General features: G+C 57.4%; 20 protein-coding genes. 4 read left to right on the top strand and 16 right to left on the bottom strand.

The annotated features are described in order from the left end of the window. Nucleotides 1–61 precede the first annotated feature (61 nt). The 5 genes from PMI22_RS17330 to PMI22_RS17350 form a co-directional block, all read right to left on the bottom strand. Nucleotides 62–844, bottom strand: a complete 783-nt coding sequence (locus PMI22_RS17330) for a MetQ/NlpA family ABC transporter substrate-binding protein (protein ID WP_007945276.1) — start codon at nt 842–844, stop codon at nt 62–64. A gap of 295 nt (nt 845–1139) precedes the next feature. Beyond that, nucleotides 1140–2072, bottom strand: a complete 933-nt coding sequence (locus tag PMI22_RS17335) for a sigma 54-interacting transcriptional regulator (RefSeq protein ID WP_007945275.1) — start codon at nt 2070–2072, stop codon at nt 1140–1142. A gap of 73 nt (nt 2073–2145) precedes the next feature. Then, nucleotides 2146–2727: an alpha/beta hydrolase gene (locus PMI22_RS17340; protein WP_007945274.1), complete on the bottom strand. Its 582-nt coding sequence runs from the start codon at nt 2725–2727 to the stop codon at nt 2146–2148. A 184-nt stretch (nt 2728–2911) separates the two neighbouring features. After that, nucleotides 2912–3235: a hypothetical protein gene (locus PMI22_RS17345; RefSeq protein WP_007945273.1), complete on the bottom strand. Its 324-nt coding sequence runs from the start codon at nt 3233–3235 to the stop codon at nt 2912–2914. A 408-nt stretch (nt 3236–3643) separates the two neighbouring features. Further along, entirely contained in the window at nt 3644–4717 is a 1074-nt protein-coding gene (locus PMI22_RS17350) for a fatty acid desaturase (protein ID WP_007945271.1), read from the bottom strand. Between the two features lie 100 nt (nt 4718–4817). Here PMI22_RS17350 and PMI22_RS17355 point away from each other — a divergent pair, with 100 nt between their 5' ends. Further along, complete coding sequence (locus PMI22_RS17355; protein WP_007945270.1) at nt 4818–5822, top strand: AraC family transcriptional regulator; 1005 nt, start codon at nt 4818–4820, stop codon at nt 5820–5822. Here PMI22_RS17355 and PMI22_RS17360 read toward each other — a convergent pair whose 3' ends face one another. The 4 genes from PMI22_RS17360 to PMI22_RS17375 all read right to left on the bottom strand — a co-directional run bounded on the left by PMI22_RS17360 (nt 5823) and on the right by PMI22_RS17375 (nt 8532). Next, the gene (locus tag PMI22_RS17360) at nt 5823–7055 is read right to left on the bottom strand and encodes a type II toxin-antitoxin system HipA family toxin (RefSeq protein ID WP_007945269.1); all 1233 of its coding nucleotides are present in this window, start codon (nt 7053–7055) and stop codon (nt 5823–5825) included. Then, complete coding sequence (locus PMI22_RS17365; protein ID WP_007945268.1) at nt 7048–7296, bottom strand: helix-turn-helix domain-containing protein; 249 nt, start codon at nt 7294–7296, stop codon at nt 7048–7050. The genes PMI22_RS17360 and PMI22_RS17365 overlap by 8 nt, the downstream gene beginning before the upstream one ends. A gap of 113 nt (nt 7297–7409) precedes the next feature. Then, complete coding sequence (locus tag PMI22_RS17370) at nt 7410–7775, bottom strand: response regulator (RefSeq protein ID WP_007945267.1); 366 nt, start codon at nt 7773–7775, stop codon at nt 7410–7412. 70 nt (nt 7776–7845) lie between these two features. Next, a complete protein-coding gene (locus PMI22_RS17375; protein WP_007945266.1) occupies nt 7846–8532 on the bottom strand; it encodes a Crp/Fnr family transcriptional regulator in 687 nt (228 codons plus the stop codon). An 84-nt stretch (nt 8533–8616) separates the two neighbouring features. On the opposite strand from PMI22_RS17375, the gene PMI22_RS17380 reads away from it, so the two are divergent. Further along, the gene (locus tag PMI22_RS17380) at nt 8617–9135 is read left to right on the top strand and encodes an Mpo1 family 2-hydroxy fatty acid dioxygenase (RefSeq protein ID WP_007945265.1); all 519 of its coding nucleotides are present in this window, start codon (nt 8617–8619) and stop codon (nt 9133–9135) included. A gap of 89 nt (nt 9136–9224) precedes the next feature. Here PMI22_RS17380 and PMI22_RS17385 read toward each other — a convergent pair whose 3' ends face one another. From PMI22_RS17385 to dibA, 6 genes are all read right to left on the bottom strand, one after another. Then, nucleotides 9225–10214, bottom strand: coding sequence for a sulfate/molybdate ABC transporter ATP-binding protein (locus PMI22_RS17385; protein ID WP_007945264.1), 990 nt, complete (start codon nt 10212–10214; stop codon nt 9225–9227). A 4-nt stretch (nt 10215–10218) separates the two neighbouring features. Continuing rightward, complete coding sequence (cysW, locus tag PMI22_RS17390; protein ID WP_007945263.1) at nt 10219–11091, bottom strand: sulfate ABC transporter permease subunit CysW; 873 nt, start codon at nt 11089–11091, stop codon at nt 10219–10221. Nucleotides 11092–11104: 13 nt separating this feature from the next. Next, the gene (gene cysT, locus PMI22_RS17395) at nt 11105–11923 is read right to left on the bottom strand and encodes a sulfate ABC transporter permease subunit CysT (protein ID WP_007945262.1); all 819 of its coding nucleotides are present in this window, start codon (nt 11921–11923) and stop codon (nt 11105–11107) included. A 69-nt stretch (nt 11924–11992) separates the two neighbouring features. Beyond that, on the bottom strand, nt 11993–13006 hold the full coding sequence (locus tag PMI22_RS17400; protein ID WP_007945261.1) for a sulfate ABC transporter substrate-binding protein: 1014 nt from the start codon (nt 13004–13006) through the stop codon (nt 11993–11995). 69 nt (nt 13007–13075) lie between these two features. Further along, entirely contained in the window at nt 13076–13258 is a 183-nt protein-coding gene (gene oscA / locus PMI22_RS17405; RefSeq protein ID WP_007945260.1) for a sulfur starvation response protein OscA, read from the bottom strand. 247 nt (nt 13259–13505) lie between these two features. Then, on the bottom strand, nt 13506–15425 hold the full coding sequence (gene dibA / locus PMI22_RS17410; protein ID WP_007945259.1) for a phosphodiesterase DibA: 1920 nt from the start codon (nt 15423–15425) through the stop codon (nt 13506–13508). Between the two features lie 147 nt (nt 15426–15572). On the opposite strand from dibA, the gene desA reads away from it, so the two are divergent. Beyond that, nucleotides 15573–16757 carry a delta-9 fatty acid desaturase DesA gene (gene desA / locus PMI22_RS17415; protein ID WP_007945258.1) on the top strand — a complete coding sequence of 395 codons (1185 nt, stop codon included), beginning with the start codon at nt 15573–15575 and terminating at the stop codon, nt 16755–16757. Nucleotides 16758–16901: 144 nt separating this feature from the next. Continuing rightward, on the top strand, nt 16902–17891 hold the full coding sequence (locus PMI22_RS17420; RefSeq protein WP_007945257.1) for a GGDEF domain-containing protein: 990 nt from the start codon (nt 16902–16904) through the stop codon (nt 17889–17891). A 58-nt stretch (nt 17892–17949) separates the two neighbouring features. Here PMI22_RS17420 and PMI22_RS17425 read toward each other — a convergent pair whose 3' ends face one another. Continuing rightward, nucleotides 17950–19164 (bottom strand): response regulator, encoded by a 1215-nt coding sequence (locus PMI22_RS17425; RefSeq protein WP_007945256.1) that lies wholly within the window; start codon nt 19162–19164, stop codon nt 17950–17952. Between the last annotated feature and the right edge of the window lie 124 nt (nt 19165–19288).

Here is a 19288-nt window from a genome sequence, read left to right as displayed (position 1 = left end):
CGCCGACGCTTTATCAGCCGTCGGCGTTTGAAACCTTGAAAGGTTTTGCTGCTGTGTCGAATCAGAACGCTGGCAGAACCGCGCCGCTGTACTTCTTCTCGATGAACGCTTTCACTTCAGGACTGGTCAATGCCTTGGCCAGTTTCTGGATGGCAACGCTGTCCTTGTTGTCCGGACGTGCCACCAGGAAGTTCACGTAAGGCGAATCTGCACCTTCGATGATCAGCGCGTCTTTAGCCGGGTTCAGACCCGCTTCCAGCGCGTAGTTGGTGTTGATCATGTCCAGGTCGACTTGATCCAGCACACGCGGGAGCATGGCCGATTCCAGTTCCTTGAACTTGAAGTTGTGCGGGTTCTTGGCGATGTCTTTCGGGGTAGCCAGCGCGTTTTTCGGGTCTTTCAACTCAATCAGGCCTGCCTTCTGCAGCAGGATCAGGGCACGGCCGCTATTGCTGCCTTCGTTCGGGATGGCAATGGTCGCGCCGTCTTTGAGCTCAGCCAGGGTTTTGACTTTCTTCGAGTAGCCGCCGAACGGTTCGACGTGCACGCCAATCACGGTTACCAGGTTGGTGCCTTTGCCTTCGTTGAAGCTTTTCAGGTACGGCAGGGTCTGGAAGTAGTTGGCGTCCAGACGCTTTTGGTCAACCTGTACGTTTGGCTGAACGTAGTCGGTGAACACTTTGATTTCCAGATCCACGCCATCTTTAGCGAGGGCTGGTTTGATCAGTTCGAGAATTTCGGCGTGTGGAATCGGGGTCGCCGCAACCACCAGTTTCTCGCCAGCCTGGGCCAGGCCCGCAGTCAGGGCAGCCGCCAGTGCGGTGAACAACAGTACCTTTTTCATGCAGTGTCCTTATCGAAAATCACGGTCGTCGTCGACGACGGCTTTAAATACAAGTGCCAGTGATGTGCTATCGCTGACGTGACGCGGACAATACCGGGATTTTTTATTCCCGAACAATATCTTTTATTCACTTTAATATTCCATTTTGTTCAATCGGGCGCTGCGATCGATGTAGCAGCTGCCGAAGGCTGCGTTCGACTGCGAAGCGGTCGTCCCCAAACAACACGGTTATTCATCAGAAACGCGTCAACCATTTTGCGACTGCTGCGCAGCCGAACGCAGCCTTCGGCAGCTGCTACAAGGTTTGCGTCAGACTTTCCAACAATTGCTTGAGCGCGGAGCGTTCCGTGGCCGTGCCGTTTTTGATCAGTTGAGCCGCCTGCTGTTCGATCTGCGCCAGCGGCAAGGCCGTGTCAGGCAAATTCAGATGCCCCGGCAGAATTTCGTCGCCAGTACTGACCAACAACGCAAAGTGAATGACGTTTTCCAGCTCGCGGGTGTTTCCCGGCCAACTGTGCCGTTCCAGCACAAGTTGTGCGGCCTCACTGATCAGCGGCACCGGCAGTTCGAGGCGATGGCTGTAGATGCCGAGGAAATACTCGGCCAGCGACAGAATATCGCCCACGCGGTCACGCAATGCCGGCAACTCCAGATGCCCTTCACTGAGGTAGTGATAAAGCCGCTCATGGAATTTCCCGGCGGCCACGGCCTGGGCCAGATCAATGCTGGTGGCGGCAACCAGACGCACGTCCACCGGGCTCGGTTGATGCGCGCCAACACGGGTCACTTCGTGGTTTTCCAGCGCGGCGAGCAGTTTGATCTGAATCGGCAGCGGCAAATCACCGATCTCATCCAGATAGAGCGTGCCGCCATTGGCCGAACCGAACCACCCGGCGCGGCTGCTGGCCGAACCGCTGAAGCTGCCAGCGGCATAACCGAACAACTCCGCATCGGCGTAAGTCGGACTGATCGCCCCGCAATTGACCGAAACAAACAAACCGCCACGATCACTGGCGCGATGGATATGACGCGCCAGCAATTCCTTGCCGCTGCCGGTTTCACCGCGAATCAACACCGAGATCGAACGCGGCGCCAGTTGCTCCAATTCCTGGCGCAACTGGCGCGAGCGCGGATCGACAAACACCAGCGCTTTGGCGCGGATGCTCAGGGGACTTTTTTCTGCATCGGGAAAGGTCAGCAATGGCTGACCAAAGGCTTCAATACTCATGGCAGACTCCCGCCCAAAACCGCCGGGAGACGGGGGGCGCTGTTTTAAAAAACAAAAGCAAAAAACAAAAGGTTCAAGCGCGTCGCAAGGCGTGATGTTCCATGCGGTTCTGCAAGCGATAGAGGAAGGCAAAACCCTGCTCCCAGCGCTGGTGGCCGGACTTCACATTGATATGCCCGGCCCCCGACAAAATCCCCGCTTCCGAACCCCAATTGCGCGCCAACTCAAGGGCTCGCGGCGTACTCACGGCGCTGTCGTTATCGGAGCTGACGATCTGGCTCGGGAACGGCAACAGGTCGGTTGGAATCGGTGCGAAGTTACGCAAGGCCGGCGCACAGGCCGGGCGCTCGACGTCTGCAGGCGCGACCAGCAAGGCCCCGCGCACCTGACGAAGAAACTGCACGGGTGCAGTGGCGGCCCAATGGGCGACGGTGATGCAACCCAAGCTATGCGCGATCAGGATCACCGGCGTGCTGTCGGCGGCAATCGCTTCGGCCAGCGCCGCGACCCAGTCTTCACGACGAGGTGTCAGCCAGTCCGCCTGCTCCACCCGCGTGCTGTTTGGCAGGCTGTTCTGCCAGTGGCTTTGCCAATGATCGTCAGGCGATCCTTGCCAGCCCGGCACAATCAGGTAGCGAATGGATTCGTTGCGCATGGGGGAGCTCTCCTGCTGCGTGTCTGTTCCTGGTCGAGTATAGGGAGGAGAGTTATATTCGTTAAGGAATAAGAAGCTATTTGTTAAGGCCCATAAAGAATATGCAGGGGATTTCAAGCAGCAGATATTCAACCCGATCACCATCGGGTTGATGCGCTAAGGAAAGATCCTGGGTCAACTAGACTCAACACGCGTTTGCAGTGGGCTCGTCTCTTTTAAACAACACGTTCCGGGTGTTGGTTTCGCCGTTCTTGCAGGTCTGCTCGCATGTCCCGACAAGCGACATGCGTCTGAAACTAAACATGAGCGACCACTGCTCCTTGACCTCATGAATATCATCCACAGTCATAAATTCAAGGCTGCTGCCGCACCGATAACGGACCCTCCCATCACTGATGTCGCGATGGGCATCCTCTAAATCCAGGTGCCCCGAGATCGGCTCATCGTCCTTTATCACCAAATGAGTTACTGGCCCGTCCATCGTGTAGTGGCCTGCAAAATAGTTCATTCGATTTCTCCCTGAAAACGTTTCTTGACCCGCTCTGATTGCCCAGAAGGGACCCACATTTTCAGTGTAGAGCTACCCCTCCACTCGTCTACTGTCAGAAATAACAGGTCTTAAGAAACATCAGCGATTAGTCCTATGACCGCGCAATGGGAATAAAAAAAGGGACCGCACCCTGCCAAGGAGACGGCCCCGGAAACTCAAAATCTGTGAAGCGATGATTGTTCGAAACGGTTATCTAATAAAGGAATATTTAATTACTTTGTTAGACCCAAATCGCATATAACGCTCAGTGAAACGTTGACCGCCAACCTCCCTGCTCGTGCTCTAACGTATCGCCTCTTTGGGTCAGATTGATGACGAGCGCATTGACCATCGCTTGTTTCGATTTTGAGTGTCCGGTTGCATCCATCACACCTGAGCGGCACGAACCTCCCGAGGTTGTGCAACGTCTTTGCGAACAAACCGGTTAGCCCGGCCAAACGTGCCGAAATCATTGAACCGCACGCCCATTTCACGCATCACCTTATGCGCCACTGGCACGGTCATCTGACGGATGTAAAACGGTTCCTTCACCACAAAGTGATGGATGCCGTGGCTGCTGCCGAAGTTGAAGCAGAACGCCTGCAACGGCCACAGCCACCAGGCGTTAAGCACCTGGCACTGCTGCATCACGTTGCCCGGTTCCACATCGCCGTAGTAATGCATGTTCGAACTGATGAAGTGCAGGCAGAACGTACGCAACACGTTCGGGCCGATGATCACCACCGCCGCGATGTCGATCACCTGCATCACCGACATGGTGGTCGCCGACCACTCGATCGGCGCGCCCGCCAGGGACGCGATGCCGTTGGCCGCATGGAAGCCGAGGAACATGTACCACGCGCCCCAATGCACCAGCGCGAGCGGCGCGTAGACCTTCAATGTGCGCTGGACGATGCTGAACTTGTGAGCCCAGGTTTTGGCCCGCAGCATGCGGATGAATGACGACATCATGTTGTCGCCGACCATCAGCAACCGCGCAACCCCCCAAGGCTCGCCATTGGTAATGGCGCGTTCTTCCATGTCGGTTTCAGTGCCCGAAACCTTGTGGTGATTGAGGTGCAAATGGCGGCGGATCCATGGATTGATCGTGCTCGGACGCGCCAGCCACACCAGCGCCATCATCAGATTGTGCGGCACGCGCTGTTTGCGAAAGTACATGCTGTGAATCAGGTCGTGTTCCAGTTCGTGGGTCAACGAGGCGAAAAAAGCGTTGAGCAACAAGCACACCCACCAGGCCATGTGCCCGGCCATATAGAGCGCCGCCGACCCGATCATCCCGGCCAGGGCGAAGGCCAGAATCCCTGCGCCGAGCGCGTCTTGATGGTTGAAAATCGGGTAGCGCTTACGCAACTCGACGCCCTTGGCCAGCACCACTTCACGAATATGTGCTGATCGCTGCGCTGCATTCAGTCGCTGGGGACTTGCAGAAGTACCATGCATGCTTCCATCCTCTGGTTATTGATGTTCGCATCCTGCCTTGCGACCCTTGGCAAGGTGGTAGCCGAGAACGCCAACCTGTTGACCGGAAGCGCCAATCAGCATGACTGAACCGACCTCCCTCGCCAGCTGGACCCGCGCCCTGCGCAAGCAACTCGATGCCCTGGGCCTCGACAGCAGCGCGCTTTGCCATCAGGCGGGGCTTGATCCGCAATTGATGGACGACCCGAACGCCCGTTACCCGTTGTCCGGCACCACGCGGCTGTGGGAAATCGCCGTGCAGGTCAGTGGCGATCCGGCGATTGGCCTGCGCGTGTCACGTTTTGTCAGCCCTACCACCTTTCATGCGCTCGGTTATGCGCTGGTGGCCAGCGGCAGCTTGCGCGAGGTTTTCGAGCGCATCGTGCGGTATCACCAGGTGGTCAGCGATGCCCTGGAACTGGAGCTGACCCGCGCCGAGGATCGCTACCGCTTTCATCTGAAAATCCCGGCCGGCAACCCGGCGCCAGCGTTCGAAGCCATCGACGCCTTTACCGCGATCTACGTGCGCACTTGCCGCAATCGCCTCGGTCGCGACTATGCACCGCTGGCGGTGTACCTGCGTCGACCGGAACCGGCCGACGCGCACCAATGGCACAAAGTTTTCCGCTCACCGGTGTACTTTTCGGCCAACGAAGACCGCGTGGAGTTTTCTCTGGTGGATTTCGACAGCCACCTGGATGACGCCAATCCGGAACTCGCCGAGCACAATGAAACCGTGCTCAAACGCACCCTGGCGCAACTGAAACCGCTGACCTGGGAGCGCAAAGTCCGTGACGCCATCGAAGAGCAATTGCCTGAAGGCGAACCCAGTGCCGAACTCATCGCCAAGGCCCTGCACCTGAGCTTGCGCAGCCTGCAACGGCACTTGGCGGACGAAGGTTGTCGGTTCGATACGTTGCTCAATGAAAGCCGCGAAAACCTGGCGCTGCTGCACCTGCGGGATCCGCAATGCTCGTTGAGTGAAGTCAGTTACTTGTTGGGATTTGCCGATACCAGCAGCTTCAGCCGCGCGTTCAAACGCTGGACCGGGATGACGCCGGGGCAGTTTCGGGATGGGTTGCGCTGATCAACTTTTCACGAGACTGCGCGCGATGCCTGATGCCCATTGCTCCATCATCGCTTCGCCAACTGCCGTAAAGACGCTGCTGTCTTTTATGTAAGCCGCCATCTCGGTCATTGCCACCTCCATCCCGTGGGCGACCTGCTGCAACAGCTCATTACAACGGCCCTCCGTGAGGTTGCAGGCCGAACGGCCAAATCGCATCAGCACTTTGTGCTTGGGCCATGCTTTTGAACCGCCCAACAGCAACGCCATGCTGTCGGACTTTATGTAAACCGAAGTGGTGACGATGTCATAGGCCGGAGCGAGGCTGATTTGTGCATCCATGCCGCAATGCTCGTACAGCACGCCGAAGTTTTTAAGGTGAGCGTCGCCATTCTTCAAGGCTGACGAGAGCGCAACGATCTTGAAAAAAGACTCAAGCGCCTGATTGAGCAAGGGTGGAGATACGAATGCTTTAATCTGCCTCGCGGCACCTTCGTATGAGCCATCGTATTTGGCCTTTGAGGGCCAGGCATTGAGTACGCAGAAATCCTCGAATCCCAAATAACCTTGCTCATTCAGATCGAAGCGTTCAACCACCAGGAATTTGCCATGCTCGCTGAGCTCGAACTTCGGCACTTCAAGCCCTGAATGCAGGGCTGCTCGCATGCAGAAATACTCGTTGGCTGCGAGTTCAGGGTATTCCTCGGCACGAAAGGATTTGACCAGGTGCGTCGCGCCTCGATGAGTCAGCCGGTCGACGGTTGTCGCGCTGTCACGGACCAACACCTTGGGTTGTACACCGGAAACACCGGAGTACTGGCCATAGGTGTGCAACAGATCCTCAAACAAGCCTTGAGCACCGTCATGAATCAGAAGGTCAGATAGGCTGGTTTCAGGTGGAAGATCGTTTGCATCCTGCGCGTTTGCAATGCCCACTCGCCCAAGCTGATGCGGGCCGACAATCGATAACATCGCGAAATCATCAAAGCCCCTGACCGCTTTGCTGAAACGCCGAACCAATTCCTCGCGCAGCACCCCTTCGGGCAGGTTCATTTCGAAAATAGGCGGTACACCTTGCTCCCACGCATAACTTTCGAGGCGAGCCGGCATGGTCAACGAAACCGAGTTTTGTTCCCCTGCATTTTCGACGTAGGTAAAAACTGAATCGCTGCGAGACTGACCACGACCCAAGGTGCCGACTGCGGTTGCGGACACACTGATGTGAAGCCGGTCCTTTTCTTGCGGCTCATTCATGGAAGTTGGCCTTTTTCAGCGAGTCCAGCGTTGGACGCTTCGACCGACGAGGCACGGCAGTGAGCTCGTACCCGAAACCGTTGAGGATCGCCTCAACTTTGCGCAGGCCGATTTCAGCAAGGGTGTTGTTTTCAATTCCTGAAATCGTGGAGCGGCTCATGCCGTACTGTTTTGCCAGCGCCTGCTGGGAAAGCTTTTGCTCTTTTCGGAGCGAGCGGATCAGTTCACCAAGGTTTTCCATTTGCCAACCTGCATCGTATACCGTGCAAAATTCCACAAACTGTGGATATGCATTGTATTTAGTGCAGTTCTAAGTTGAAGTCCAGCTCATTTTTTAACCAAGCTTGCGGCATATCACCGCCCCCGATCCCGCCGCATCAACTTGCGCACCCGCGCCACCAGTTCACTCACGGTAAACGGCTTGAGCAAATAATCATCCTCATGCAGTTCGAGCCCGCGCAACCGATCCTCGATGCCATCCTTGGTGGTGAGGAACAGCACCGGCGTGTTGCCGAGCTTGCGAATCTGCTGCTGCAACTGCCAGCCGTTGAGTCCTGGCAGCATCACATCAAGGATGATCAGCTCGTATTCGCCGGTCTCGATAAAGCGCCGGCCGTCCATGCCGTTGAGCGCTACATCCACCGAATAGCTCGCCTCATTCAGGCCGTTGGCCAGGACTTTGGCGGTCTCCGGTTCGTCTTCTACTAGCAGTACACGCATGGCACACCTCGATTATCGTCGTCACAGGCTAGACGCCTTCGCAGGCAAAACCCACCCATAACGTTGCGTTTCAAAAAATCGTCAATGCGCGCAACCGCTCGGCGTCGACAATTTCGATTTCGCCGTACTTGAGATTCAAAATCCCCTGCCCCTGCAGGTCCTTGAGAATCTGATTGGTCGTCTGGCGTGATAACGACAGCATCGAAGCCAACTGTTCCTGCGGCAGTTGCAGAACCCGGCGCGGGGGTTCGATTTCGCCGTACCCCTCGGCAATCATCAGCAAGCGATGGGCGAGACGCGCCGGGGCGGGCATCAGGCTCAATTGTTCGAGGTTGATGAAGGTCAGGCGCAGTTTGTGGCTCATCAGCAACGCCAGTTGCCGCCAATACACCGGTTGTTCGTCGAGCAGTTTCAGCAGCGCCAGCTGCGGTACATGCAACAGGACGCACTGGCCTACGGCGAAGGCATCGTGAGTACGTGGCCGGCCGTCGACCAGGCAGATTTCACCGAACCAGTGCGGTGGCTCCACCAGGCTCAGCAGCGCTTCTTTGCCCTGCTCATTGACCGCACCGATGCGTACCGAACCTTCGAGCACCGCATACAAGCCGCACGGCGGATCCCCGCGTTTGAACAGTAATTGCCCCGACGACAAGCGCCGCAGCCTGGCCGCCGCCAGCAGACTATCCTGTAAGGGAACAGGTAGATGACTGAACCACTGCCCCGTCATCAGGCGCGAACGCCAGGCCTGCATATCCATGGAATCTCCTAGAGATTGTCGCCTGCCCGACAGAGCCAAATGTGAACCCGGGGCATGATCAATCACCCTACAGGAGGAATAACAATGAAAAGCCTCGTTGACCATCTCAGTCAATACGCCACCTACCACCGTGATCCGCGCAATATCGCCAGCCACTTTATCGGTATTCCATTGATTATGGTGGCCGTCGCGGTATTGCTGTCGCGGCCGCAATGGGCTGGCGGCTGGCTGTCACCGGCAGTGCTGGTGTCGCTCGCTTCAGCGTGGTTTTACCTGCGCCTGGAGTTGCGGCTCGGGGTGCTGATGAGCGTATTACTTGGCCTGTCCGTTTGGGCGGGGCAGACGCTGGCGCAACAAAGCACGCTGGTCTGGCTGTCGAGCGGTATCGGGATGTTTGTGGCGGGCTGGGTGATTCAGTTTATCGGGCATTACTACGAAGGGCGTAAGCCGGCGTTTGTTGATGATGTGAGCGGGTTGATTGTCGGGCCGTTGTTTGTGGTGGTGGAGTTAATGTTTTTGCTGGGGTTGCGGCATGACCTCAAAGACCAGATCGAGGCGCGGGCGGGAGGGGTGCGGATCAATCCGAATCGCGCTGCGGCATAAGACGCCATCGCGAGCAGGCTCGCTCCCACCTTAGATCTATGGCGCACATAGAACCCTGTGGGAGAGAGCCTGCTCGCGATGCTTTTGTTTTAAATATTGGCCAGTTTTTGCCAGACCTTGGGCTTGAAGAACAAGGTTTCACCCTTCTCCAGCCCGATCAGGCTGTCGTGATCCTTCACCACTTCCGCCTCGATCAATTCGCTCTGACCTTCGACCTTCAACGTCACCCGAGTCGTTGCACCCAGCGGACGAATGTCGCGCACCTGCGCGGCGTGGTGATCTTCCAGTTCATGGCGCGACAGCGACACCTCGTGCGGACGGAACAGCACGTGATTGTCCTCCCCCAGATGCAGGCGGTTGGAATCCCCGAGGAAGTGATAAACAAAATCGCTGGCCGGGTTTTCATAAACATCGCCCGGTGAGCCGATCTGCTCGATCACACCCTTGTTCATCACCACGATCCGGTCGGCGACTTCCATCGCTTCTTCCTGGTCGTGCGTCACGAATACGGAAGTCAGGTTGATGTCCTCGTGGAGCCGCGCCAGCCAGCGACGCAGCTCTTTACGGACCTTGGCGTCCAAAGCACCGAAGGGTTCGTCGAGCAGCAGGACTTTCGGTTCCACGGCCAAGGCGCGAGCCAGGGCAATACGCTGACGCTGGCCGCCGGAAAGTTGTTCCGGGTAGCGATCCGACAGCCAGTCCAGCTGCACCATGTTCAGCAATTCGTGGACTTTCTCCGCGATACGACTTTCGCTCGGGCGCTGGTTTTTCGGCTTCATGCGCAGGCCGAAGGCGACGTTATCGAACACCGTCATGTGGCGGAACAAGGCGTAGTGCTGGAACACAAAACCAACGTTGCGATCACGCACGTCATGGCCGGAGACGTCTTCGCCATGGAACACGATGTTGCCCTGATCCGGTGTTTCCAGACCGGCGATGATCCGCAACAGGGTGGTTTTACCGCAGCCCGAGGGGCCAAGCAGCGCCACGAGTTCGCCGCTTTGAATGTCCAGGCTGATGTTGTCCAGCGCCTTGAACGCGTTGAAATTCTTGCTGACGTTACGCACTTCGATCGACATGAAATCATTCCTCCGCGGCGCTGGCGCGCAGGCGGTTAATACGGTTTTCGCTCCACTGCTTAAGCAACAGGATGAAGAGCGCCATGATCAGCAACAGGCTCGCTACAGCGAACGCGGCCACGTGGTTGTATTCGTTGTAGAGGATCTCGACGTGCAACGGCAAGGTGTTGGTCACCCCGCGAATGTGCCCGGAAACCACCGACACCGCCCCGAACTCTCCCATCGCCCGCGCAGTGCACAGCACCACGCCGTAGATCAGGCCCCATTTGATATTGGGAACGGTGACGTGCCAGAACATTTGCCAACCATTGGCGCCAAGCAGGCGCGCGGCCTCTTCTTCTTGCGTGCCTTGTTCCTGCATCAACGGGATCAGCTCGCGCGCCACAAACGGCACGGTGACGAAAATCGTCGCCAGTACGATGCCAGGCAACGCGAAGATGATCTGGATGTCGTGATCCTGCAACCACGGCCCGAAGAAGCCTTGGGCGCCGAACATCAGCACATAGACCAGACCGGCGATCACTGGCGATACCGAGAACGGCAAGTCGATCAGCGTTACCAGCATGCTCTTTCCGCGGAAAGAGTACTTGCTCACGCACCAAGCGGCGCTGACGCCGAACACCAGGTTCAGCGGCACCGAGATCAGCACGGCGATCACCGTCAGTTTCAGCGCGGACAATGCGTCAGGTTCGAAGATCGCGGTGAAAAACGCCCCCAGGCCATTCTTCAAACCCTGGGACACCACGATAAACAGCGGCAACACCAGGAACAGTACAAAAATCAACCAGCCAAGACCGATCAGGATTCTTCGCGAGGTGGCACTGCCACGACGGGCGGCGTTGGCCGAAGAGGCGGCAGCAATAGACGATTGGGACATGGTTCGCGCCTCCTTATGGGGTTTCGATGCGACGTTGCAGCAAATTGATCAGCAGCAACAGGACGAAGGAAACCACCAGCATCAGTACACCAATGGACGTGGCGCCGGTGTAATCGTACTGGTCGAGTTTGACCATGATCAGCAACGGCAGGATCTCGGTTTTCATTGGCATGTTGCCGGCGATGAAAATCACCGAACCATACTCGCCGACCCCGCGGGCAAAGGCCAACGCGAAACCGGTGAGCCAGGCTGGCAGCAGTGCCGGCACCAGAATATGGCGGAAAACCTGTAGCGGTTTTGCACCGAGACACGCCGCCGCTTCCTCCACTTCACGCGGGATATCAGCCAATACTGGCTGTACGGTACGTACTACGAATGGAAGTGTCACAAAAGTGAGGGCAAGGGTGATGCCGAGGGGGGTGTACGCAATCTTGAAACCCAGATCCGCTGCAAACTGACCCACCAAACCAGTGGGGGTGTACAACGCAGTCAGCGCAATACCCGCCACCGCAGTGGGCAATGCGAAGGGCAAGTCGATCATTGCATCGATGACTTTGCGTCCCGGGAAGGTGTAGCGCACCAGCACCCAGGCGAGCAGCGTGCCGATGATGCCGTTGATGATCGCGGCATAGAGCGCCGTGCCGAAGCTCAGCTTCATCGCCGCCCACACCCGTGGCGCCGAGATAATTGCCCAGAACTGATCCCAGGTGAGTTGGGCGGCATGGACGAACATCGCCGCCAGTGGAATAAGCACAATCAGGCTGAGGTACACCAAGGTGTAACCCAGCGTCAGCCCGAAGCCGGGTATGACGGGGGAAATACGACGCGACATAAAAGTCCTTGGTTGAGAACGCGCAAAGCCCCGACGGTTAAATCGGGGCCCGTTGATGGCTATTTAAGACTACTGAGCCTGATAAATCTGGTCGAACACGCCACCGTCGTTGAAGAATTTCGGCTGCGCGGTTTTCCAGCCGCCGAAGTTCTTGTCGATGGTCACAAGGTCCAGGGTCGGGAATTGCTTGGCGTACTTCGCGGCGACCTCCTTGTCACGTGGACGATAGAAGTTTTTCGCCGCGATTTCCTGGCCGGCCGGGCTATACAGGTATTTGAGATACGCATCGGCGATCTGCTCGTTACCCTTTTTCTCGGCGTTCTTGTCGACCACGGCCACCGGTGGCTCGGCAAGGATCGACAGCGAAGGCACGACGATTTCGAACTTGTCGGCACCGCCGTCTTCTTTCAGCGCCAGGAAGGCCTCATTTTCCCAAGCCAGCAACACGTCACCCTGACCGTTGTTGACGAAGGTAATGGTCGAACCGCGAGCGCCGGTGTCCAGCACTGGCACGTGCTTGAAGAGGGTTTGTACGTATTGCTTGGCCTTGGCTTCGTCACCGCCGTTGGCTTTCAGGCCATAGGCCCAGGCCGCGAGGAAGTTCCAGCGTGCGCCGCCGGAGGTCTTCGGGTTCGGGGTAATGACCGCCACATCGTTCTTGATCAGGTCACCCCAATCCTTGATTCCTTTAGGGTTGCCCTTGCGCACCAGAAACACGATGGTCGAGGTATATGGCGTGCTCGCCTCCGGTAGACGTGTCTGCCAGTCGGCCGGCAGGCTCTTGCCGAGCTTGGCGATTTCGTCGATGTCGCCGGCCAGGGCCAGGGTCACGACGTCGGCGCGAAGACCGTCGATCACTGCACGGGCCTGTTTGCCCGAACCACCGTGGGATTGCTGGATTTTTACGTTGTCGCCGGCGTGATCCTTTTGCCAGAGCTTGATGAACTCCGCGTTGTAGTCCTGGTACAGCTCACGCGTCGGGTCGTATGACACATTGAGCAGCTCGTAATCCTTGGCAACCGCGGAACCCGCAAACAGTGCACTGGCCAGGGCGGCCAAAGCGAAATGACGAATTGACGACATGGTGAAAGCTCCTGGAATTCTGATTGTGTTGGCTTTTTTATGAGGTACTGGAAGCGGGTTGCCGGTTACTTAGCTCGGTTTGTTACTCGGATTCTGCAAACGAAATTTTTCTTTGCGTTCGATCTGCACGACCTGGGCGTTATGCACAGTGATCTCCACAGCCCCAAAGCGCAGATCGCGCAATGCGCTCTGGATCTCACGCAAAATGGTTGCTTCGTCTTGGCCATCAACACTACGTAGGGATGCGCTCATGGTGCTGCTCCTTCAACTGAGAGGTTGCCTGGCAGTGACGGCACTGCTTGCGGCGTGAGACCAATAGTAGTGAGGAGTAGATATTCTTAAAAAGACTATTTAAGAATGTTTATATAACTGAAAAATTGATCATTCCCACACGCTGCGTGGGAACGCATCCGATGACGCACTGCGTCATGGTTTTGGGAAGACGCAGAGCGTCCAGGACGGCATTCCCACGCAGAGCGTGGGAATGCTCGGGCACGGCTTAGCGAATAATGGGCGTGCACATCCAATCCAACTGCTCGGCCGGCACCGGCCGCCCAAACCAGTAGCCTTGCCCCAGATCGCAGTCATGTTCCAGCAGGAAACCGGCCTGATCGACGTACTCGATTCCCTCAGCCTGTACCTGCATCCCCATACTCTGCGCCAAGGCCATGATCACCCGCACAATGGCGGCATCATCGTCACCCCCTGGCAGGCCTGCGACAAACCCTTGGTCGATCTTGAGTTTTTGCACAGGCAACCGCTTGAGCCGCAGCAGCGACGAATAACCCGTGCCGAAATCATCAATGGCCAGCCGCACGCCTAACTCGCGCAAGCGATGCATCTGCTCCAGCGCCACTTCCGGATCATCCATCACCGCGCTCTCAGTGACTTCAAGCTCCAGATACGCCGGATCAAGCCCCGTCGCATCAAGCACCCGTGCCACCTGCTGATACAGCTCACGCCGGGCAAACAGCCGCGATGAAATATTCACCGCAACGAACGACAGCACCACGCCAGCGGCGTGCCACTGACACATTTGCTCGCAGGCCTGCTGCATGACCCAGGCATCGATCTCGGCAATCAAACCGGTACGCTCGGCGATGGGGATGAACTCTGCTGGCGACACCAGCCCACGCTGCGGATGCGCCCAACGCACCAACGCTTCCACGCCCACCAGGCGACTGGTTTTGAGGTCATGCACAGGTTGGTAATGGACGCGCAGCTCCTGCCGCTCCAGGGCGCGGCGCAATTCGAAAGCAATTTCTACCCGCTGCCGGGCATGGACCGTCAATTCTTCGGTGTAGAGCGCGTAGCCATTCGGGCCTGCATTCTTGGCCTTGGACAATGCCGAACCTGCATTGCGCAACATTTGCTCGGCATTCAAGGCATCGCTGGGGAACTGACTGATACCGACACTGGTGTTGATAAACAGTCGATGCGCGTTGATGTAGAACGGCTCCCGCAGGCTATCGATGATCCGCTGCGCCAGCGTCCCGGCTTGTGCTATTTGCGGGCAATTTTCGGCAAGCACCGCAAACTCGTCACCCCCCAGACGCGCCAGGGAGATGCCAGGGCCACACAGGGTTTTCAAGTGCTCGGCCACAGCCTTGAGCAACTGATCACCGACGGTGTGCCCAAGGCTGTCGTTGATCATCTTGAAGTGATCGAGGTCGACCATCAGCAACGCGCAACCTCGCTTGTGGATTTGCGCCGACGCTAGCGCCTGTTCGATGCGATCGGTGAATAACAGTCGATTGGGCAAATCGGTCAGCGGATCGTGGTGAGCCAGGTGTTTGAGTTCGTGCTCGGAGTTTTTGATCGCACTGATGTCGGAAAACACCGCCACGTATTGGCTTCTTCGGCCTTGATCGTCATGAATGATGCGGATGGTTTGCCATTGCGGATAAATTTCGCCGTTTTTGCGGCGATTCCAGATTTCCCCGCTCCATTCGCCGGTACTGTTGAGTGTCGCAAACATCGCTCGGTAGAACGCCGACGGATGATGGCCGGATTTGAACAGTCTGGGTTGCTGTCCCAGCACCTCATCTCGCCGATAACCGGTGATCGCCATGAAGGCCCGGTTCACATGGACAATCAATCCGTTGCTATCGGTGACCAATACGCCCTCACGGGTGCAATCGAACACCACGGCCGCCTGACGCAGATACTCGCGGTCGGCCTGACGCTCGCGCAGTTTGGCGCCGATCCCCAGGCACTGGAACAGTCGGGCCCGGGCAATGAAGATCAAACCGGCGCTGAGCACCATCCAGGAATAGCCGTTGATCAGTTGCCAGCGCAATAGCTCGGCAGAACTATCGAAGAAACTGTTCAATAAATAGCCGCTGAACTCCATCCAGGCGACTGAAATCAACAGATAAAGCAGCGCTGCAAGCAAGGCATTGCGATAGGTGGCAGACATTCGGCCGTCCATGTCCCTACAAAAAGGTTGGAATTATAGGTTAATGACACATCCAGCCACTCTTATCCGAAAGGGCGACTGGTTTTATCCGTGGGCTTAGTGATAATGCAACGGCTATTTTTTTCTTTATCGGGGGCCCTACAGCCTATGTGGTACGAAGGTTTACTCGGCTTGTCGCCCTGGTCACTGGTGGCAGTCACCCTGCTGATGACCCATGTCACGATCATTGGCGTCACGGTCTATTTGCATCGTTACTCAGCCCATCGCTCGCTTGAGCTCAATGCTGGCCTGAAACATTTCTTCCGCTTCTGGCTGTGGCTCACCACGGCACAGAACACCCGCGAGTGGACCGCTATCCACCGCAAGCATCACGCCAAATGCGAAACCGTCGATGACCCGCACAGCCCGGTCATCAAGGGGCTTTCCACCGTTCTGCGCAAAGGCGCCGAGTTGTACCGTGCCGAAGCGGAAAACCCGGAAACCCTGCGCATCTACGGCAAGAACTGCCCTGAAGACTGGATCGAACGCAATCTTTACAGCCGATTCCCGCTGTTGGGTATCGCGATCATGGGCGTCATCGACTTGCTGTTGTTCGGCACCATCGGTATCACCATCTGGGCCATCCAGATGATGTGGATCCCGGTGTGGGCCGCAGGCGTGGTCAATGGTCTCGGCCATGCCGTCGGCTACCGCAACTTCGAATGTCGCGATGCCGCGACCAATCTGGTGCCTTGGGGCATCCTGATCGGTGGTGAAGAACTGCATAACAACCATCACACCTACCCTAACTCGGCAAAATTGTCGGTGAAGAAGTGGGAATTCGACCTCGGTTGGGCCTGGATCCAGGTCTTCAGTTTTTTCCGTCTGGCCAAGGTCCAGCGGGTTGCACCGATTGCCCACCGGGTTGAAGGCAAAGGCAGCCTGGACATGGACACCGCCATGGCGATCCTCAACAACCGCTTTCAGATCATGGCCCAGTACCGCAAATTGGTGATCGGGCCGCTGGTCAAGCAAGAGCTGGAAAAGGTCGATCACTCGGTCCGCCATCAATTCCACCGTGCCAAGCGCCTGCTCTCGCGGGAAACCAGCCTGCTGGACGAAAAACACCACATTCGCATCCAGGCCATGCTCGAACACAGTCAGGCGCTGAAGGTAATTTACGAGAAACGCCTGGCCTTGCAGCAGATCTGGGTCAAGACCAGCTCAAATGGTCACGACATGCTTGCCGCCATAAAGGATTGGGTACACGAAGCCGAAGCCAGCGGAATTCAATCCCTGCGCGACTTCGCCGACCAGTTGAAAACCTACTCCCTGCGCCCTTCCGCTGTCTGATGCCGTTGATCGGTGCGCCCGCTAGCGGGCGCACCCTTCGGAACTTAGCTCCAGATCCCCTATCTCAAAGACACTTCGCCAACCCCGGTGGGCTTCGTTGGCACCGCTTTCGAACGCGGCATATGCCCTTTGAGATTTGTCCCGATGGCCTCCAAAAACCTGCACGACTCATCCCTTCTTCCGTTACCCGACACCGCTCAGACCTTGATGGCGCTGATGCATGCACAAAGCGAAGTGGCGCGCCTGAGTGAGCGTGAACAGCTGTTCAGTTCGCTGCTGGTGAGCGTCAACGCGGTGCTTTGGGCATTCAATTGGGAAACCCGCCAGGTGCTTTACGTCAGTCCGGCCTATGAGCGGATTTTCGGTCGTACCACCGCCAGCTTACTGTCCGACTACAACGAATGGCGTGACAGCATTTACCCCGACGATCTGGACTATGCCGAACGCAGCCTGGCCGAAGTACTGGTCAAAGGCGCGGTCGAAGATCGCGAATACCGCATCATCAATGCCGATGGCCAAGTACGTTGGATCAGCGACAAATGCTTCATCAACCGTCAGGCCGAGCCCGGTCAACCACTGATCATTGTCGGCATTGCTGAAGACATCACCGAAAAGAAGCGCACGGAAGCCGAGCTGCAACGCCTGGCCACCACCGACGTGCTGACTCAAAGCAGCAATCGCCGGCACTTTTTCGAATGCGCTCAACGCGAATTTGCACAGGCACGCAAGCAAGGTGTGCCACTCGCATTCCTGCTCCTGGACATCGATGATTTCAAGGTGATTAACGACACGTACGGCCACCCGCAAGGTGACACAGTGCTGCAACAGATCGCAGAGAGCGGTCGCCATGCATTACGTCGTGGGGATGTGTTCGGTCGCATCGGCGGTGAAGAGTTCGCGGCGGTATTTCCCGGCTGCGCCCCCGACATGGCCATGCAAGTGGCCGAGCGCCTGCAACGGCAAATACAGCAATTGAGCTTCAGCCACGACAACCAGACTTTCGGCATCACCGTCAGCCAAGGCTTGACCAACCTCACCGAGGAAGACGAAAGCCTCGACCGCCTGTTCGCCCGCGCGGATGCGGCGATGTATGAAGCCAAGCGGCAGGGCAAGAACCGGATCATCTGCGCTTAATGGTCCAACACCTAACCCCTGTGGGAGTAAGCCTGCTCCACAGGGGTATTCGGCAGGCCTACTTTTTGCGCAAACGCATCAGTTCCGGCAAGCCGATCTTGAGCAGCCGCGCCGTCCGGCTTCTCGCCAACTCTTCAACGCCCTCATGCTCGCTCAGACGCGCCAAATGTGCCGCCATGTTCATCACCAGCGCTTCGCGGGAGTAAACCCCGCCACCGAGCTGATAGACCGCTGCAATCAGCTCTCGCAGCTCCAGCGGCAGACGCCAACGCGTGCGCAACGCAGAACCGTAGGCAGCACCGAACTCGGCGAGCGCATGCCCCACCTCCTCCCACTCATCCAGCTCCCCCCCGGCCTGCTTCCACTCTTGCAAACACCGCAGCATTGCCAGATCGCCGAGACGATGCAGCATTCCCGCGCAGTAACAGCGCTCTTGTTCAAGATCCAGCAAACGCGCCAACGTGCGGGCGTACTCGGCGGTGTGCAGCGACAGCTCCCAATAGCGCTCGGCATAGTCCGCCAGGAACGGATCTTCAAGCCGGGCACTGCGCTTGAGTGCCAACCCCAGAATCAGGTTCATGCTTTGCCCTGAGCCCAAGCGATGCAAAGCCTGAGACAGGGTCTGCACAGGATCGCCAATGTGATGCCCCGCGCTGTTCGCGGCAGCGATCAGCACAGCAGTTATCTGTGGATCGGTGCGAATTTCGTCTTCCAGCCGCTTCAGATCGAGACTGCCGGGATTGAGGCTGCGCTGGACCGCGAGCTGCACGTCAGTCATCAACGGTGCACCCTCGGTCAACTCTCGACGACGTTCCAGATACACCCACAACTTCATGCCCGGCGCCAATGTCGGTACCTCGCAGAAAACCTCCTCACCCGCGTTCAACAGCAATTCCTGCAGACGCTGGGTCAGGTTTTCCATGTTCAGGGGTTTGGTCAGGTACGCCGTGGGCGCCAGAGGTAAAGCTTCGCGCACGCTGGCACTGTCGTTGCGGCTGCTCATCAGAATGAACGGCAGCGGTGGATTGCGCCTGCGCTGGCGCACGTTGCGCAAAACATTCAAGCCATCGACACCGGGCAACTCCCAGTCAACGATCGCCAGGTCGTAAGGAACCTCCGCAAGCCTGTCGATTGCCTGCTGACCATCGGCGCACAGGTCGAGCCGAGCGTCGCAGCGCACATTCAACAGCACCTGCTTGAGCAAGTCTCGGGACCAAGGGTCGGCCTCGGCAATCAGCACTCTCGGTGCAGCGGGTAAATCAACGACTGTCATGTAGCACGCTCCCTCGCAATGCTTGAACCTTAGTCAACACTGGGCGTTCGATGCGGCGCAAATGACCTCAATGTGTTTCAGGAGGCGTAAAAAAACCCGCCGAACAGACTGTGTGAAAACACGC

This window comes from Pseudomonas sp. GM21, assembly GCF_000282215.1.
Taxonomy (GTDB): Bacteria; Pseudomonadota; Gammaproteobacteria; order Pseudomonadales; family Pseudomonadaceae; genus Aquipseudomonas.
Note: the sequence above shows the minus strand (reverse complement) of the source record. Positions and strands in the feature narration are given on the sequence as shown.

Bases quoted from the DNA above. Each gene is read 5' to 3' on its own strand.
- PMI22_RS17330 (WP_007945276.1), bottom strand. From the start codon at position 844: ATGAAAAAGGTACTGTTGTTCACCGCACTGGCGGCTGCCCTGACTGCG.
- PMI22_RS17335 (WP_007945275.1), bottom strand. From the start codon at position 2,072: ATGAGTATTGAAGCCTTTGGTCAGCCATTGCTGACCTTTCCCGATGCA.
- PMI22_RS17340 (WP_007945274.1), bottom strand. From the start codon at position 2,727: ATGCGCAACGAATCCATTCGCTACCTGATTGTGCCGGGCTGGCAAGGA.
- PMI22_RS17345 (WP_007945273.1), bottom strand. From the start codon at position 3,235: ATGAACTATTTTGCAGGCCACTACACGATGGACGGGCCAGTAACTCAT.
- PMI22_RS17350 (WP_007945271.1), bottom strand. From the start codon at position 4,717: ATGCATGGTACTTCTGCAAGTCCCCAGCGACTGAATGCAGCGCAGCGA.
- PMI22_RS17355 (WP_007945270.1), top strand. From the start codon at position 4,818: ATGACTGAACCGACCTCCCTCGCCAGCTGGACCCGCGCCCTGCGCAAG.
- PMI22_RS17360 (WP_007945269.1), bottom strand. From the start codon at position 7,055: ATGAATGAGCCGCAAGAAAAGGACCGGCTTCACATCAGTGTGTCCGCA.
- PMI22_RS17365 (WP_007945268.1), bottom strand. From the start codon at position 7,296: ATGGAAAACCTTGGTGAACTGATCCGCTCGCTCCGAAAAGAGCAAAAG.
- PMI22_RS17370 (WP_007945267.1), bottom strand. From the start codon at position 7,775: ATGCGTGTACTGCTAGTAGAAGACGAACCGGAGACCGCCAAAGTCCTG.
- PMI22_RS17375 (WP_007945266.1), bottom strand. From the start codon at position 8,532: ATGGATATGCAGGCCTGGCGTTCGCGCCTGATGACGGGGCAGTGGTTC.
- PMI22_RS17380 (WP_007945265.1), top strand. From the start codon at position 8,617: ATGAAAAGCCTCGTTGACCATCTCAGTCAATACGCCACCTACCACCGT.
- PMI22_RS17385 (WP_007945264.1), bottom strand. From the start codon at position 10,214: ATGTCGATCGAAGTGCGTAACGTCAGCAAGAATTTCAACGCGTTCAAG.
- cysW (WP_007945263.1), bottom strand. From the start codon at position 11,091: ATGTCCCAATCGTCTATTGCTGCCGCCTCTTCGGCCAACGCCGCCCGT.
- cysT (WP_007945262.1), bottom strand. From the start codon at position 11,923: ATGTCGCGTCGTATTTCCCCCGTCATACCCGGCTTCGGGCTGACGCTG.
- PMI22_RS17400 (WP_007945261.1), bottom strand. From the start codon at position 13,006: ATGTCGTCAATTCGTCATTTCGCTTTGGCCGCCCTGGCCAGTGCACTG.
- oscA (WP_007945260.1), bottom strand. From the start codon at position 13,258: ATGAGCGCATCCCTACGTAGTGTTGATGGCCAAGACGAAGCAACCATT.
- dibA (WP_007945259.1), bottom strand. From the start codon at position 15,425: ATGTCTGCCACCTATCGCAATGCCTTGCTTGCAGCGCTGCTTTATCTG.
- desA (WP_007945258.1), top strand. From the start codon at position 15,573: ATGTGGTACGAAGGTTTACTCGGCTTGTCGCCCTGGTCACTGGTGGCA.
- PMI22_RS17420 (WP_007945257.1), top strand. From the start codon at position 16,902: ATGGCCTCCAAAAACCTGCACGACTCATCCCTTCTTCCGTTACCCGAC.
- PMI22_RS17425 (WP_007945256.1), bottom strand. From the start codon at position 19,164: ATGACAGTCGTTGATTTACCCGCTGCACCGAGAGTGCTGATTGCCGAG.